We start from the raw sequence: 14,084 nt of genomic DNA, 5'->3' as shown, positions 1-14,084 counted from the left end.
GCGCAGCACCGGCAAACGCGCGGCAACGATCGTTCTGAATAAGGAACGATCGAACCTCATTATTGAGAACATTGACGAATACGGGACGATTGCGTTCAATCGCATCCCCATATCGCTTCAAGGCCACCCCCATGCTTCCCCACCGCCTCGCTCTGGCCGTGACCCTTGCCCTCGCCGGCGCGCCGGCCCTGGCCCAGGACGCGCCTGCGCGCACGTCCACGCTCGACACCCTGATCGTCACCGGCACCCGCGTCAGCGACCGCACCGTCGCCGAATCGCAGTCGCCCATCGACATCATCACCTCGGACAGCCTGCAGGCGACCGGCACCACCGAGCTCGCGACCGCCCTGGCGCGCGCACTGCCGTCACTGAATTTCCCGCGTCCGGCGCTGACCGACGGCACCAGCGCGATCCGCCCGGCGCAGCTGCGCGGGCTGTCGCCCGACCAGGTGCTGGTGCTGGTCAACGGCAAGCGGCGCCATGCGTCGTCGCTGCTCAACCTCAACGGCACCATCGGCCGCGGCTCCGCGCCGGTCGACCTCAATACGATCCCGGTCTCGGCGATCGAGCGCGTGGAAGTACTGCGCGACGGCGCGTCGGCCCAGTACGGCTCGGACGCGATCGCCGGCGTCGTGAACATCGTGCTCAAGGGCGCGTCGCAGGGCGGCAGCCTGTCGATGACCGCGGGCCAGTTCTCGGCGGGCGACGGCACCCAGACCCAGATCGCCGGCGACACCGGGCTCGCGCTCGGCGAGGACCGCGGTTTCCTGCACCTGTCGGCCCAGGTCGGCCAGCAGGACGCGACCAATCGCGCGCGCCCGTTCGCCGGCACGCCGGGCGTCACCCAGCCCGCGCTGGGCCAGAAGGCCTTCGTCATCGGCGAGCCGGAAGTCGACTTCGGCGCGGTCGGCTTCAACGCCGATTTCGCGTTCAACGACAGCCTCAGCGGCTATGCGTTCGGTACCGCGAGCAACCGCGACATCACCTCGTTCGCGTTCTTCCGCGCACCGGGCAACCCCACCCAGAACGTGCCGTCGATCCATCCCGACGGGTTCCTGCCGGAGATCAACAACATCTCCAAGGACCGCTCGATCGTCGCCGGCCTCAAGGGCCACACGGCCAGCGAATGGAACTGGGACCTGAGCTACAACTACGGCTACAACCGGCTCGAGTTCTATACCCGCAACACGCTCAACGCGAGCCTCGGCGAAAGCTCGCCGACGTCGTTCTACGATGGCGCGCTGGAAACGACGCAGAACATCGTCAACTTCGACGTCAGCCGCCAGCTCGACTGGGGCCTGGCGTATCCGGTGACGCTGTCGCTGGGCGCCGAAGCGCGCAACGAGAAGTGGAACCAGTCGCCGGGGGAATACGGCTCGTACGCCGACGCGGGCGACGGTGCGCCGGGCGCGGCGGCGGGCGCGCAGGGGTTCGGAGGTTTCGCGCCGGGCGTCGCGGGCGCCTACGACCGTGACAGCCACGCGCTCTACGCCGGCCTGGAAGCCGACATCACCGAGCGCTTCTCCGCGGGCGCGGCCGCGCGCTACGAGGACTACGACGATTTCGGCAGCCAGGTCTCGGGCAAGCTGTCGGGACGCTTCGCGTTCACCGATGCGGTCGCCCTGCGCGGCACGGTCGCCAGCGGGTTCCGCGCGCCGTCGCTGCCGCAGCAGTACTTCCAGACCGTCAGCACGACCTTCCTGCCCGGCATCACCACGCCATTCGAGATCCGCACCTTCCCCGCCAACAGCGCGGTGGCGCAGGCCTTCGGCGCCGAGCCGCTGCGGCCGGAAGAATCGCTGTCCTACAGCCTGGGCCTGGTGCTGCAGCCGGTCGACAATCTCTACGTCACCGTCGACGCCTACCAGATCGATGTCGACGACCGCATCGCGCTGTCGTCGAACCTGACCGGCGACGCGGTGCGCGCGCTGCTCGAATCGCAGGGCATCACCGGCGTCAACGGCGGCCGCTACTTCACCAACGCCATCGATACCCGCACCCGCGGCATCGACGTCGTCGGCAGCTACCGCTGGGACCTGGCGGCCGGCAGCTTCGACCTGACCGCGGGCTACAACCATTCGAAGACCGAGGTCACGCGCATCGCCGACAACCCGGCGGCGCTCGAGGCGATCGGCGTCGACCTGGAGCGCATCGATCGCGCCGAAGTCGGCCGCATCGAACAGGGCTTCCCGCGCAACAAGCTGCTGCTGTCGGGCAACTGGCAGACCGAGGCCTGGGCGTTCTCGCTCGGCACCACGCGCTACGGCAGCGTGCGCACGACGCCGACCAATGCCGCGCTCGACCAGGAATACGGCGCGAAGTGGCTCGTCGACGTCTCGGCGACCTGGAAGCCGGGCGACAACTGGGCGCTGACGCTCGGCGCGGACAACGTGCTCAACGAGTATCCCGACGAGAACACCTTCGGCAACTCGACCAACGGGCAGTTCCCGTATTCCAACCTGTCGCCGTTCGGCTTCGGCGGTGCGTTCGGCTACGCGAAGATCGCCTACACCTGGTGACGCGCCGCGCCACGTGACGCCAGACGATGCCCCGGTCCGCCGGGGCATCGTCGTTTTCGCGGCGGGTCTGACGCACCTTGCGTCGACTTGCCGCATCCCAGGCCGTCGGCGACACTGAAACGCCTGTCAGGCGCCTTCCGATGCCGCACAACACCGACCTGATCAACATCGTCGCCGTCGGTCTGGTGACCGCCTTCGTGTTCGGCGCGCTCGCCAACCGGCTGCGGCTGTCGCCGATCGTCGGCTATCTCGCGGCGGGCATCCTGGTCGGGCCGTTCACCCCGGGCTTCGTCGCCGACCAGGACCTGGCCAACCAGCTCGCCGAGATCGGCGTGATGCTGCTGATGTTCGGTGTCGGCCTGCACTTCTCGCTCAAGGACCTGATGGACGTGAAGTCCATCGCGATTCCCGGCGCGATCGCCCAGATCAGCGTGGCCACCGTGCTCGGCTGGGTGCTGGCGTGGCTGATGGGCTGGTCGATGGTCAGCGGCTTCGTGTTCGGCCTCGCGCTGTCGGTCGCCAGTACCGTGGTGCTGTTGCGCGCGATGGAGGAGCGACGGCTGCTGGATACGCGGCGCGGAGGCGGAATGGTCGCGTGGTCAGGATCAGCATCGCGCAGAAGATGTTCGACAGCACGCTCCACGCGGCGAAGAACGCGACCGCCGCGACGGCGGCGAAGCCGGTGAACGCCGTCCACAATACGGTGCCCGAGACCCCGAGCCGTTCCAGGATCATCAGCAACGCCGCGGCGTAGATCAGGAACGAGGCGATGCGGCGTCCGCCGACGACGGCCTCGACGGGCAGCGTGTAGCGGGCGCCGACACGCTCGATCAATCGACGCACCAGCATGCGCAGCAGCCGCGCCGCCACCAGGATCAGCAGGATCGGAAGAATGAGGTCGAGCCAGTCATGAAGCCAGACCGGCAAATGCTGCTCGAAACGCACGCGAACTCCTGGAAGGTGCGCCACGGGCGCGACGGCGCATCATTCTAGACGCGCTGCTCCGGAGTCGGTGGGACGCGGCTCAGGCCACGCGCTGGAACACCACGCGGACCACGCGATGGCGTCCATCGCTGTTTTCGCTGTGCGCCTGGACGATGCGGGACGCGGCCTGCGCCTTCGAGGCGTTCGAGCCGGCGATGGACGCCGTCGAAGGCGTCCTCGTCGAGGCCGAGCGAGCGGTGCGACCAGCGGATGTCGCGGTCGAGCGGCATCTGGTCGAGTGCCTGGAGTTCGTCGAAAGTGATCATGGCTTCCCTCAGTTGCCGAGACGATGCATAAGACCGCGTGCACGTCTCGTCATCTGCGACGGAAGCTGGCCCGAGTCGATCCGTGGCCGGAGGGGCAAGCGCCATACGGAAGGCGGGGCTACACGGCGCAGAACGGAAAAAGCCGGCGCGGGGCCGGCTTTCTTCGACACTGGATGCATGGTGGGCGGTGCAGGGTTCGAACCTGCGACCCTTGCCGTGTGAAGGCAATGCTCTACCGCTGAGCTAACCGCCCGGAGCGACGTTGTCGCTGCCACGCCCGAAGGCGCGGGGTGCGCAGTTTACGGGCTGGGCGCAGCGGCCACAAGAGCCTGTGCGGGCGGATCTCGCGAGCGCGGTCGCATCCGCGTCCGCGCGCCGGCGCAGAGCGATTCCGGTCAGGCCACCAGCGTCGCGACGAGGTCGATGTAGCGCTGCATTGCGGTCTCGCGCGACGTGCCGGCCAGTCGCTCCCACGCTTCGCGTTTCGCCGTGCCGACGAAGTCGAAGAAGCCCGGGCGCGGTCCGCCGGCATCGCCTTCGGTGGCCTGCTTGTAGAGCGCGTAGAGCCGCAGCAGGGTGTCGTTGTCCGGACGCGCCGGCAGGTCCCGGACCCGTCGGCCGGCGGCTTCGAACTGCTGCGTCAGGTCCGGCATCGTGGCGCCCTCGCATCGCGGGCCGTCATCACACCACCGGGGGGCAGGCCGGTCAACACGATGCGACGTGGGCCTGGCCGGGGTTACGCCCGGATCAGAAACTGCGGCACTGCCGGAACCGGGTCTGCATGCCGCTGTCCGCCGGCGGCGTCAGCTGGATACGCGAAGCGGTCAGGTCGGGCTGGCGCAGGACCAGTGCACAGATGTCGGCGAAGATCGCCTCGTCGTCGGTGCGCGGGACGAAGACCTGCAGCGTGGACGCCGTCGCCCAGATCGCACGGTCGACCTGCGGCAGGGTCGAGACCGCGCTCGCCAGGTCCTGGCGCTGCTGTTCGATCGGAAGCCGGGGCGGTGGCGCGATGATGACGGGCGCGGGCTCTGCCGTGCCCGGCGAGGTCGGCGCGCCGGGTGCCGCATCGCGTGCAGTCTCCACCGGCGCCGGCATCAGCATGAAAGTCGCGATGCCGGCCAGCAGCGCGAACAGCCAGCCGAGCAGGCTGCGCTGGCGCGCGCGGTCGCTGGCGTGCGCGCGGATGCCGGCGAGCTGTTCGGGCGGCATCAGGTCGCGCAGCTCGGGCCACAGGGTCTTGCCGTCCAGCAGTTCGACCCGGCGCTGCGCGGCGATCTCGCGCGCCTCGGCATCGATCTGGCCCTGGGTCACCAGCAGCCCACCGGCGGCGCCCTTCAGATTGACGTCGCCCGCGAGCGCCTGCACGGCGTTGCGCCCCAGCACGAAGGTCGCCCCGTGCTTGCAGGACAGCAGCCAGCGGCCGCCCTCGCGTTCCAGCACGTAGTCACGATCGCCGGAGACATCCTCGCGGTCGACGACCTGGGTGTAGCCGCGGCGGTGCAGGGCCTGCAACACCATGCCGATGAAACTGCGCCAAGAGACGCCGGACAGCGCCACGATGCCGGCCGCGCTTTCGTCGCGTCGCTGCTGGATGCCCATGAAATAGAACGTCGCCACGCCGCCGATGGCGAGCATGACCAGGATCGCGGCGATCCACTGCGTTATCGCGCCCACGGGATTCCCCTAGCGAAAGCGGCGCCAAGGATAGCGGATCGCCGGCGGCGCGCGCGGCGCCGGGCGCCACCGGCATCGCCCGGACCGGCGCGGTGCGGCAGCGGGCGGCGCAGGTCAGCGTGCGCTGGTCTTGCGGGTCGCCTTGCGCGGAGAGGCGCGCTTCGTCGCCTCGCGCTTTTGGCGGCCGCCGTCTTGCGAGGCCTGGCGGTCGCCGTCGCGGCCTTGGCCGGGCGTGCGCCGGTCGTCGTCTTCGCTGGCGTCTTCCGCGTCGCCGTCTTCGCCGTGGTCTTGCGCGCGCCGCCGCCGGTGGCGCCACCGCGACGCTGGAGTTCGGCGTTCAGCGCATCGACCTGGGCACGCAGACCGTCGACCTCCTTGCGGCCGGGCACGCCGAGCGTCTCCAGCGTTTTCTGGACCCGGGCCTCGAGTACCTTTTCGAGACGATCCCAGGTCTCGGACGCCCGGTTGCGCGCCTCGTCCATGCGCGAGCCCACGGCGTCGCGGACGTCGCTCGCCCGGCCGTCGGCGAATTCGCGCGCGCTCTTCTCCAGCCCCACGCCTTCCTTCACCAGGCCCTCGAACAGACGGGAGCCCTCGACCTGCGCGCGGCCGAAGGCGCCGACGCCCGCGAGCCAGATCTGCTGCGCCGAGTCGCTGATCGACTTCGACAGCTGCTCCGCATCGCTGCGCGCGCGCTTGTCGCCGGCGGCGTCGGCACGGGTGCTGCCGGACTGCTGCTTTCTGTTGGACTGTGTCATGCGGATCTCCGTTGCGTAACGTCGGTGGGCGGGTAGGGCAAGCACGCCTTGCCAGCATGCGCCTGTCAAACCGGGTGGCGTGACAGGCCACTCGGGCATCGCCAGCACGCGGCACGGACAGGCGGCGTGCCGTCTGCGGATGGGACGCAGATCGCGTGCAGCATCGGACAACGCCCTGCACTGCAGCGTGAGGCCTGTGGCGTCGACGCGACTGCCGCTCGTCTGCGCGCTCAGGTGGCTGTCTGAAGGGGAGAGGCCTTCACCCGCAGCCGAAGATGGCCGCATGCGCATGACGGATCTTTCCACGCGCCTGGGCCACCGGTTGGCGTGGCACCAGGCACTGCACGACCCCGATGTCGACGACCGCAATACCGCGCGCTGGCTGCCGGAAGTCCGACGCTGGCAGGCGTCGCGCCTGCGCGACAGTTACCTCCATCTCCTCGACGATCCCGCGCGGCGGCCTGCGACCGAGTTCTTCCTGGGCGATGTCTCCGGCGACCGCGACTTCACCCGCCGCGATGCCGACATCGCCCGCGTGCTGCCGACGATGCGGCGCCTGCTGCCCGACAAGCTGCTGGACACGGTCGCCGATACGATCGAACTCGGCGCGCTGAGCCATGCGCTGGACCTGCACATGACGACGGCGCTCGAGACCCTCGCGCCACGCCGGCGCAAGCTCGATGCCGCGCTCTACGCCGAGGCCTATCGCGCGGTCGGCCGGGCGCCGCTGCGCCGTCGGCAGGTGCGCCTGCTCGGCAATGTGGGACGCGGCTTCAGTCGCGCGTTGACGATGCGGGGCGTCTCGGCGCTGCTCGCGTTCTCGCGCGGCCCCGCGAAGCTGATGGGACTCACCGAACTGCAGGGCTTTCTGGAACGCGGCTACGCGGCATTCGATGCGCTCGACGATGCCGACGCCTTCGTGTCCGAGATCCAGCAGCACGAAGGCACCGGCTCGCTGCGACTCTTCGCCGGCCACCCCGCGCCGTTCGTCGCGAACTGACCGCGGGGCGCACACGGGTGCGCGCCTGCGTGCGGTCAGAACTTTTCCTGCAGCACCCGGCGGATCTCGGCCTCGATCGGACCCTTCATCGCGGCCAGGAGGAAGCCGAGCTTGGCGGTCACGTGCAGGCTGTCGGGCAACAGCGCGATCTTGCCGTCGACGCCGGAACGCTTGAAGTTCAGGGTGTCGCCGGCCCAGTCGTACTGCATGTCGAACCGTTCCGACAGCTTCTGCGCGACCGCTTCGACGGCTGTGCGCGCCTGGGCCTTGGGCAGCGCGTGCGGGTGGGTGATGTCGATACCGGCCATGGGCGGATTCCGGAAACGGGAAGGGGCGCCATTCTGGAACAACCGGTGTGGTGATGTCGTGCTAGATTGCCGCCGCATGACCGCACTGAAGCTGCGTTTCCCGACGCCGGACGAACCTGAACTGCCGCTCGACATCGGCGTGCATGGCGTCGGTAGGCGTGCCGATGGGGGGCTCGCACCGACCACGACCGATCGGCCCGAGCTGGTCCGGTTCTGCGTCGATCGGCGCGGTGTCTGGCTCACGGTGTCGGACGGCGTGCAGGGCGTGCATGTCAACGGCCGCCAGGTCCGGCGCATGGCGATGCTGCGGACCGGCGACGCGGTGTATGTCGACGGCAACGAGCTGCGCCTGGTCGCGGCGCGTCCCGTCGCCCTGCGGCCTGCGGCCGCGAACACAGAACATGCGCCGAGCGAAGAGGATTCCCGCATCGTGCTGCGCGGCGTCGGTGGCCGGTACCACGGCCGCAGCTTCACCCTGGATCGACCGGTGCTCGTCGGTCGGCATGGCGAGGCGGCGATCCGCATCGACGACCCCGCGTTCGCCGATCGCCATGCGCGGCTCGAGCGCGTCGGGCACGGCGTGCAGCTGACCGATCTGGGGTCGGCTGACGGCAGCGTGGTCAATGGCGAAGCCCTGCGCGATGCCTTGCTGCAGGCGGGCGACCAGGTCGTGTTCGATGCGCACCATCGCTTCGTTGTCGAGGCGCCGACGCGCGTCCAGGTCGAGACTGCGCCGGATTTCGAGACGAGCTTCGAGGACACCCGCCCGCGCGTCGCGCCACCGCGGGCACGGGGCGGCGGGTGGCGCCTGCCGTGGCTGCTGCTGGCGGCCCTCGTGCTCGCCGGACTGCTCGGTGCGCTGTTGCTGTTCGGCGCTGCCTGAGTCGCCGACCCATTCGCGATCCGGCGCAACGCGCGCAGGGGCCGGACTGCCGTGTGCGTGTCGCAGGAACGAACTTGGATCCTTCAGCGAAGGACACGAAACGTGCGGTCTCGCCAGTCCGTTGGGCCGTCTCGACCCGGTGCCGCGTCAGCGCGCTCGGTCGAGGCACAGACGTTCCTTCGATCGCGCGTGCCAGGTCGTCTGATCCTCAGCCGGATCCGGCGGCGCGCGGGCTGCGCGACGCGGCCGACGCGCGACGCCGGTCGATTGCACGCCACGCCCGCCAGGCCAGCAGCGCCGCGAGGATGACCGCATACAGCAAGGGCTCGCGGTAGTCGGATTTCACGATCCACCAGAAATGCAGCACGGCCAGCGCGGCGATCGGGTAGATCAGTTTGTGCAGGCGGCCCCAGGTGCGGCCCAGGCGTCGCATCCAGCCGGTGGTCGAGGTCACGGCGAGCGGCACCAGCAACAGCCACGCGAGGAAGCCGACGGTGATGAACGGCCGCTTGGCGATCTCGACCAGCACCTGCGACAGATCGCCAGCGAGATCCAGCGCCAGCCACGTGGCGAAATGCAGGCTCGCGTAGGCGAAGGCATACAGCCCGAGCATCCGACGGAACCGCAGCAGCAGCGGCTGCTTCAGCAATTGCCGGAGCGGCGTGATCGCGAGTGTCAGCAGCAGGAAACGCAGGGCCCAGGTGCCGAGCTCGTGTTCGATCGCGACCACCGGTTCCGCACCCAGCGCATCGATGTCGCCGCCGTTGGCCACCTGCCACACACGCCAGCCCAGCCACGCAAGCGGCGCGAGCGCCAGCAGATGCACGAGCACCTTGGCGACGACGACGCCGGTCGGCGTTGTCGGCGTGCGCGGCCGGACCCGCGGATCGCGTGCGGCCCGCGCCATCTATGTCAGTACCACTTGCGCAGGTCCATGCCGCTGTACAGCGATGCGACCTGGTCGGCGTAGCCGTTGAACGGACGCGTGTCGATGCGGTTGGGCAGCAGCTTGTTGCCGCTGCCCGAGATCCGGCGCTCGCTCTTCTGGCTCCAGCGCGGATGATCGACATCGGGATTGACGTTGCTGAAGAAGCCGTATTCCGATGGCTGCAGCTGGTTCCACGCGGTCGGCGGCATCCGCTCGACGAAGCGGATCTCGACGATCGACTTGATGCTCTTGAAGCCGTACTTCCACGGCACCACCAGCCGCAGCGGCGCACCGTTCTGCTGTGGCAACGGCTTGCCGTAGAGACCGGTCGCGAGGAACGCGAGCGGATGCATCGCTTCGTCGATGCGCAGGCCTTCGCGATACGGCCAGCGGATGGAACGGAACCGCAGACCCGGCATCTGCTCGCGATCGGCCAGGGTGGTGAACGCGACGAACTTGGCATTCGCATTCGGTTCGAACCGGCGCAGCACCGAGGCCAGCGGCACGCCCGTCCACGGGATCACCATCGACCAGCCTTCCACGCAGCGCAGGCGATAGACGCGCTCTTCGGCCGTGATGCCGCGTAGCAGGTCCTCCAGACCGATGCGCCCGGGCTTGGCGCATTCGCCGCCGACCTCCACGCTCCACGGCGACGTGCGCAGGGTCTTGGCCGCGCTCGACGGATCGCCCTTGCCGGTGCCGAACTCGTAGAAGTTGTTGTAGCTGGTGACGTCCTCGAACCGCGTCAGCTCCTCGTCGGTGCGGAAGCCAGAACGCGCCTGCGCCGGCGTGACGCGCGCGCCGCTTGGCGGTGGCGGTTCCGCATCTGCACAGCCGGCGAGGCCGAGTGCGGGCGCGGCGGCCATCGCGGCGAGCAGGCGCCGCCGGTCGCGATACACGGTTTCTTCGGTGATTTCCGAACTGCGGATACGCAGCGCGTCGCGCAATGACATGGGAACACTCCTCGACGACAGACAGGCGGACAGCTCGCGGCATACGTTGCCACCGCAACCATTGGATGCACGTCAAGGCTGCTGCGCTGCGGCATACTTGCCGGCCCGCAACGACACGATCTGGAGCCGGCAATGGCGCGTGCGTACAACTTCGCCCCTGGACCTGCAGCGCTGCCTGAACGCGTGTTGCGGCAAGCGCAGGCCGACATGCTGGAGTGGGGTGACGCGGGCGCGTCGATCGTCGAAATGAGCCATCGCGGGCCGGAATTCATGCAGGTCGCGCAGACCGCCGAAGCGGACCTGCGGACCTTGCTCGCGGTTCCCGACGACTACGCCGTGCTGTTCCTGCCCGGTGGTGCGACGACCGCGCAGGCGTTGATCCCGCTCAACTTCGCGGCCGCCGGCGACACCGTCGATTACGTGGTCACCGGCCACTGGGGCAAGACCGCGTTGCGGCAGCTCACGCCCGCGATGCAGGTCCACATCGCCGCGAGCGGCGAAGCGAACGGTTACCGCAGTATCCCGGCGCGCGACAGCTGGCGTCTGTCGCCTGGCGCGGCGTACGTGCACATCACCGCCAACGAGACCATCCATGGCGTGGAGTACCGCCCTGCGTGGGGCGACCCGGCGCCGGACACCGGCGACGTGCCGCTGATCGCCGACTTCAGCTCCAGCATCGCGTCGGAGCCGATCGACATTTCGCGCTACGGCCTGATCTACGCCGGCGCGCAGAAGAACCTGGGGCCGGTCGGGATTTCGGTGGTGATCCTGCGCCGGGACCTGCTGGCGCGCGCCGGGCAGCCGCGCGCCGACATCTTCAATTACGCGTCGCAGCTCGCCAACGACTCCATGCTCAACACCCCGCCGACCTGGAACTGGTATCTCGCCGGGCTGGTGTTCCGCTGGATGCTCGACGAAGGCGGCACCGCCGAATTCGACCGCCGCAGCGACGAGAAATCGGGGCTGCTCTACGCCGCGATCGACGGGTCGGGCGGCTTCTATCGCAACGACGTCGAGGCGTCGGTCCGCTCGCGCATGAACGTGCCGTTCTTCCTCGCCGACGAATCGCGCAACGAGGCCTTTCTGTCCGGCGCCCGCGACGCGGGACTGATCGGGCTGAAGGGCCACCGCGTGCTCGGCGGCATGCGCGCTTCGATCTACAACGCGATGCCGGTCGACGGCGTCCGTGCCCTCGTCGCCTACATGCAGGATTTCCAGACGCGCCATGGCTGATTCGAAGAAAAAGGCTGCGCCGAAACCGCGCGCCGCCAAGAAGGTCGCTGCGAGCGCTGCAGCGACGCCGTCGCGCGCAACGCGCCGCGCGGCGCCGGACGACACCATCGATGCGACCCGCACCGCCGCCGGCGGCAAGCCGGATCTCGGCGCCGTGCGGGCGCAGATCGACGGTATCGACCGCGAGATCCAGACCCTGATCGCCGAGCGCGCCCTGTTCGCGCGCCAGGTGGGCAAGGCCAAGGGCAAGCTCGCCGCGGCCGTCGACTATTACCGGCCGGAACGCGAGGCACAGGTGTTGCGCCGCGTCGTCGACCGCAACGACGGTCCGTTGTCGGACGAAGTGCTGGTGCGGCTGTTCCGCGAGATCATGTCGGCCTGCCTCGCGCAGCAGGAGCCCTTGAAGATCGGCTATCTCGGTCCCGAAGGCACGTTCTCGCAGCAGGCCGTGCACAAGCATTTCGGGCACTCGGCGAAGGGGCTGCCGCTGGCGAGCATCGAGGAAGTGTTCGACGAGGTTGCCGCCGGCAACGCCGATTTCGGCGTGGTGCCGGTCGAGAATTCGGGGCAGGGCACGATCCAGTCGACCCTCGACATGTTCCTGACGTCGCCACTGAAGATCTGCGGCGAGGTCGAATTGCGCGTGCACCAGTACCTGCTGTCGCGCACCGGGCATCTCGAAGACATCGAGCGCGTGTACTCGCACGGCCTGTCGCTCGCGCAGTGCAAATCGTGGCTGCGCGAGAACCTGCCCGGCGTCGAGAAGCACGCGGTGGTCAGCAATGCCGAAGCGGTGCGCCGGGCGAAGAAATCCGACGATGCCGCCGCGATCGCCGGCGAGACCGCCGCGCACGTCTACGGCATGCAGGTCATCGCCGGGCCGATCGAGGATCGCAGCGACAACACCACGCGCTTCCTCGTCATCGGCCGCGCCTCGTTCCCCCCGTCCGGCAACGACCGCACGTCGCTGATGGTCTTCATCCGCGACCAGCCGGGCGCGCTGTACCGCATTCTCGAGCCGCTGGCGCGTCGTGACATCAGCATGAACCGCATCGAGTCGCGTCCGGCGCACGGCGCGCTATGGCAGTACGCGTTCTTCATCGAGGTCAACGGCCACGTCGACGAATCGCCGCTGAAGGATGCGCTCGACGAGATCGACGAGTTCGCAGGCGAGGTCCGCGTGCTCGGGTCGTATCCGGTCGCGGTGCCATGAGCGATCTGGCCTGGATCGCCTCGCGCGGTCGTCCGCTGCGTGGCGAGCTGGTGGTGCCGGGCGACAAGTCGGTCTCGCATCGCGCGATCATGCTGGCGTCGATCGCCGACGGGACCTCGCGCATCGACGGGTTTCTCGAAGGCGAGGACGCGCGTGCGACCGAGTCGATCTTCCGCGCGCTCGGCGTGCGGATCGAGGTGCCCGAGCCGGGCGTACGCATCGTCCACGGCGTGGGCCTCGATGGCCTGCGTCCGCCTGCCGTGCCGCTCGACTGCGGCAATGCCGGCACCGGCATGCGCCTGCTCGCCGGCCTGCTGGCCGGCCAGGCGTTCGACAGCGTGCTGGTCGGCGACGCATCGCTGTCGAAGCGTCCGATGCGGCGCGTGACCGCGCCACTGTCCGCGATGGGGGCGCACATCGAAACGGGCGACGGCGAGCGTCCACCGTTGCGGATCCACGGCGGCCGGACGCTGTCGGGCATCGCGTTCGACAACACGCTCGCCAGCGCCCAGGTGAAGTCGGCCCTGCTGCTCGCCGGGCTGTATGCCGACGGCGAGACGACGGTCCACGAGCCGCGGCCGACCCGCGACTACACCGAGCGCATGCTGGCCGCGTTCGGCTGGCCGATCGCGTTCTCGGCCGGCATCGCGCGTCTGACCGGCGGCCACCGCCTGCGCGCGACCGACGTGCGCGTGCCGGCGGATTTCTCCTCGGCGGCGTTCTTCCTCGTCGCCGCGACCCTGGTGCCGGGATCGGACCTGGTGCTGCGCCAGGTCGGCATGAATCCCCGGCGTACCGGGTTGCTGCACGTGTTGCGCCTGATGGGCGCCGACATCACCGAGGACAACGCCGGCGAGCAGGGTGGCGAGCCGGTGGCCGATCTGCGCGTGCGCCATGCACCGCTGCGCGGCATCGACGTGCCGCTGCCGCACGTGCCGGACATGATCGACGAGTTCCCGGTGCTGTTCGTCGCCGCCGCGTGCGCCGAGGGCAGCACCCGGGTGACCGGCGCGGAAGAACTGCGGGTCAAGGAGTCGGACCGCATCGCGACGATGGCCGCGGGCCTGCGCGCGATCGGCGTGCGCATCGAGGAGACGCCAGACGGTGCGGTCATCGCCGGCGGCACGCCGTTCGGCAGCGGCGTCATCGACAGCCACGGCGACCACCGCATCGCGATGTCGTTCGTGGTCGCGGGCCAGTGCACGGAGGCCGACGTCGAGATCGAAGACGTCGCCAACGTCGCGACCTCGTTTCCCGCGTTCGACCGCGTCGCGGCCGGACTGGGCATCGGTCTGCGCGCACGCTGAGCGCGACGAAAAACGGGCCGGACACTCGCGTGACCGGCCCGTCCTCCCCTGTACG

The 14,084-nt window shown here is 69.4% G+C and carries 13 protein-coding genes, 1 tRNA gene and 2 pseudogenes; 7 read left to right on the top strand and 9 right to left on the bottom strand.

Annotated elements, in window-relative coordinates; all coding sequences use genetic code 11:
• Nucleotides 1–131 precede the first annotated feature (131 nt).
• Together CJ022_RS00875 and CJ022_RS00870 are read left to right on the top strand one after the other, a co-directional pair.
• Entirely contained in the window at nucleotides 132–2,519 is a 2,388-nt protein-coding gene (locus CJ022_RS00875; protein ID WP_101924825.1) for a TonB-dependent receptor plug domain-containing protein, read from the top strand.
• A 140-nt stretch (nucleotides 2,520–2,659) separates the two neighbouring features.
• Nucleotides 2,660–3,118 (top strand): annotated as a pseudogene (locus tag CJ022_RS00870) (cation:proton antiporter domain-containing protein); the annotation flags it as partial.
• Here the strand turns inward: CJ022_RS00870 and CJ022_RS00865 are convergent.
• From CJ022_RS00865 to CJ022_RS00840, 6 genes and pseudogenes are all read right to left on the bottom strand, one after another.
• Nucleotides 3,099–3,464: pseudogene (locus CJ022_RS00865) on the bottom strand (mechanosensitive ion channel family protein); the annotation flags it as partial. The pseudogenes CJ022_RS00870 and CJ022_RS00865 overlap by 20 nt on opposite strands.
• A gap of 44 nt (nucleotides 3,465–3,508) precedes the next feature.
• Complete coding sequence (locus CJ022_RS00860) at nucleotides 3,509–3,769, bottom strand: hypothetical protein (protein ID WP_101924824.1); 261 nt, start codon at nucleotides 3,767–3,769, stop codon at nucleotides 3,509–3,511.
• Nucleotides 3,770–3,947: 178 nt separating this feature from the next.
• Nucleotides 3,948–4,022: transfer RNA gene (locus CJ022_RS00855), tRNA-Val, on the bottom strand.
• A 142-nt stretch (nucleotides 4,023–4,164) separates the two neighbouring features.
• Nucleotides 4,165–4,422, bottom strand: coding sequence for an acyl-CoA-binding protein (locus CJ022_RS00850; protein WP_101924823.1), 258 nt, complete (start codon nucleotides 4,420–4,422; stop codon nucleotides 4,165–4,167).
• Between the two features lie 94 nt (nucleotides 4,423–4,516).
• Entirely contained in the window at nucleotides 4,517–5,446 is a 930-nt protein-coding gene (locus tag CJ022_RS00845) for a restriction endonuclease (RefSeq protein WP_101924822.1), read from the bottom strand.
• Complete coding sequence (locus CJ022_RS00840; protein WP_233198549.1) at nucleotides 5,434–6,303, bottom strand: phasin family protein; 870 nt, start codon at nucleotides 6,301–6,303, stop codon at nucleotides 5,434–5,436. Before CJ022_RS00840 ends, CJ022_RS00845 begins: the two co-directional genes overlap by 13 nt.
• Before the next feature lie 190 nt (nucleotides 6,304–6,493).
• Between CJ022_RS00840 and CJ022_RS00835 the strand changes: the two genes are divergently transcribed.
• Nucleotides 6,494–7,204 (top strand): FFLEELY motif protein, encoded by a 711-nt coding sequence (locus CJ022_RS00835; protein WP_233198538.1) that lies wholly within the window; start codon nucleotides 6,494–6,496, stop codon nucleotides 7,202–7,204.
• 35 nt (nucleotides 7,205–7,239) lie between these two features.
• On the opposite strand, the gene CJ022_RS00830 is transcribed toward CJ022_RS00835, so the two are convergent.
• Nucleotides 7,240–7,512 (bottom strand): polyhydroxyalkanoic acid system family protein, encoded by a 273-nt coding sequence (locus tag CJ022_RS00830; RefSeq protein WP_101924819.1) that lies wholly within the window; start codon nucleotides 7,510–7,512, stop codon nucleotides 7,240–7,242.
• Nucleotides 7,513–7,588: 76 nt separating this feature from the next.
• Here CJ022_RS00830 and CJ022_RS00825 point away from each other — a divergent pair, with 76 nt between their 5' ends.
• Entirely contained in the window at nucleotides 7,589–8,395 is an 807-nt protein-coding gene (locus CJ022_RS00825; protein WP_101924818.1) for an FHA domain-containing protein, read from the top strand.
• A gap of 208 nt (nucleotides 8,396–8,603) precedes the next feature.
• Here the strand turns inward: CJ022_RS00825 and CJ022_RS00820 are convergent, their stop codons facing one another.
• Nucleotides 8,604–9,302, bottom strand: a complete 699-nt coding sequence (locus tag CJ022_RS00820; protein ID WP_101924817.1) for a protein-methionine-sulfoxide reductase heme-binding subunit MsrQ — start codon at nucleotides 9,300–9,302, stop codon at nucleotides 8,604–8,606.
• A 5-nt stretch (nucleotides 9,303–9,307) separates the two neighbouring features.
• Entirely contained in the window at nucleotides 9,308–10,276 is a 969-nt protein-coding gene (gene msrP, locus CJ022_RS00815) for a protein-methionine-sulfoxide reductase catalytic subunit MsrP (RefSeq protein WP_101924816.1), read from the bottom strand.
• 132 nt (nucleotides 10,277–10,408) lie between these two features.
• On the opposite strand from msrP, the gene serC reads away from it, so the two are divergent.
• From serC to aroA, 3 genes are read left to right on the top strand one after another with little or no spacing between them, the layout of a single operon-like run.
• Nucleotides 10,409–11,509 carry a 3-phosphoserine/phosphohydroxythreonine transaminase gene (gene serC, locus CJ022_RS00810; RefSeq protein ID WP_101924815.1) on the top strand — a complete coding sequence of 367 codons (1,101 nt, stop codon included), beginning with the start codon at nucleotides 10,409–10,411 and terminating at the stop codon, nucleotides 11,507–11,509.
• Nucleotides 11,502–12,722: a prephenate dehydratase gene (gene pheA, locus CJ022_RS00805; RefSeq protein ID WP_101924814.1), complete on the top strand. Its 1,221-nt coding sequence runs from the start codon at nucleotides 11,502–11,504 to the stop codon at nucleotides 12,720–12,722. The genes serC and pheA overlap by 8 nt, the downstream gene beginning before the upstream one ends.
• Nucleotides 12,719–14,029 carry a 3-phosphoshikimate 1-carboxyvinyltransferase gene (aroA, locus tag CJ022_RS00800; RefSeq protein ID WP_101924813.1) on the top strand — a complete coding sequence of 437 codons (1,311 nt, stop codon included), beginning with the start codon at nucleotides 12,719–12,721 and terminating at the stop codon, nucleotides 14,027–14,029. The genes pheA and aroA overlap by 4 nt, the downstream gene beginning before the upstream one ends.
• Nucleotides 14,030–14,084 lie beyond the last annotated feature (55 nt).

The organism is Luteimonas rhizosphaerae (assembly GCF_002849595.1).
Classification (GTDB): Bacteria; Pseudomonadota; Gammaproteobacteria; order Xanthomonadales; family Xanthomonadaceae; genus Luteimonas; species Luteimonas cellulosilyticus.
The sequence above is the reverse complement of the archived record's forward strand: the minus strand, read 5'-3'. Positions and strand labels throughout refer to the sequence as shown.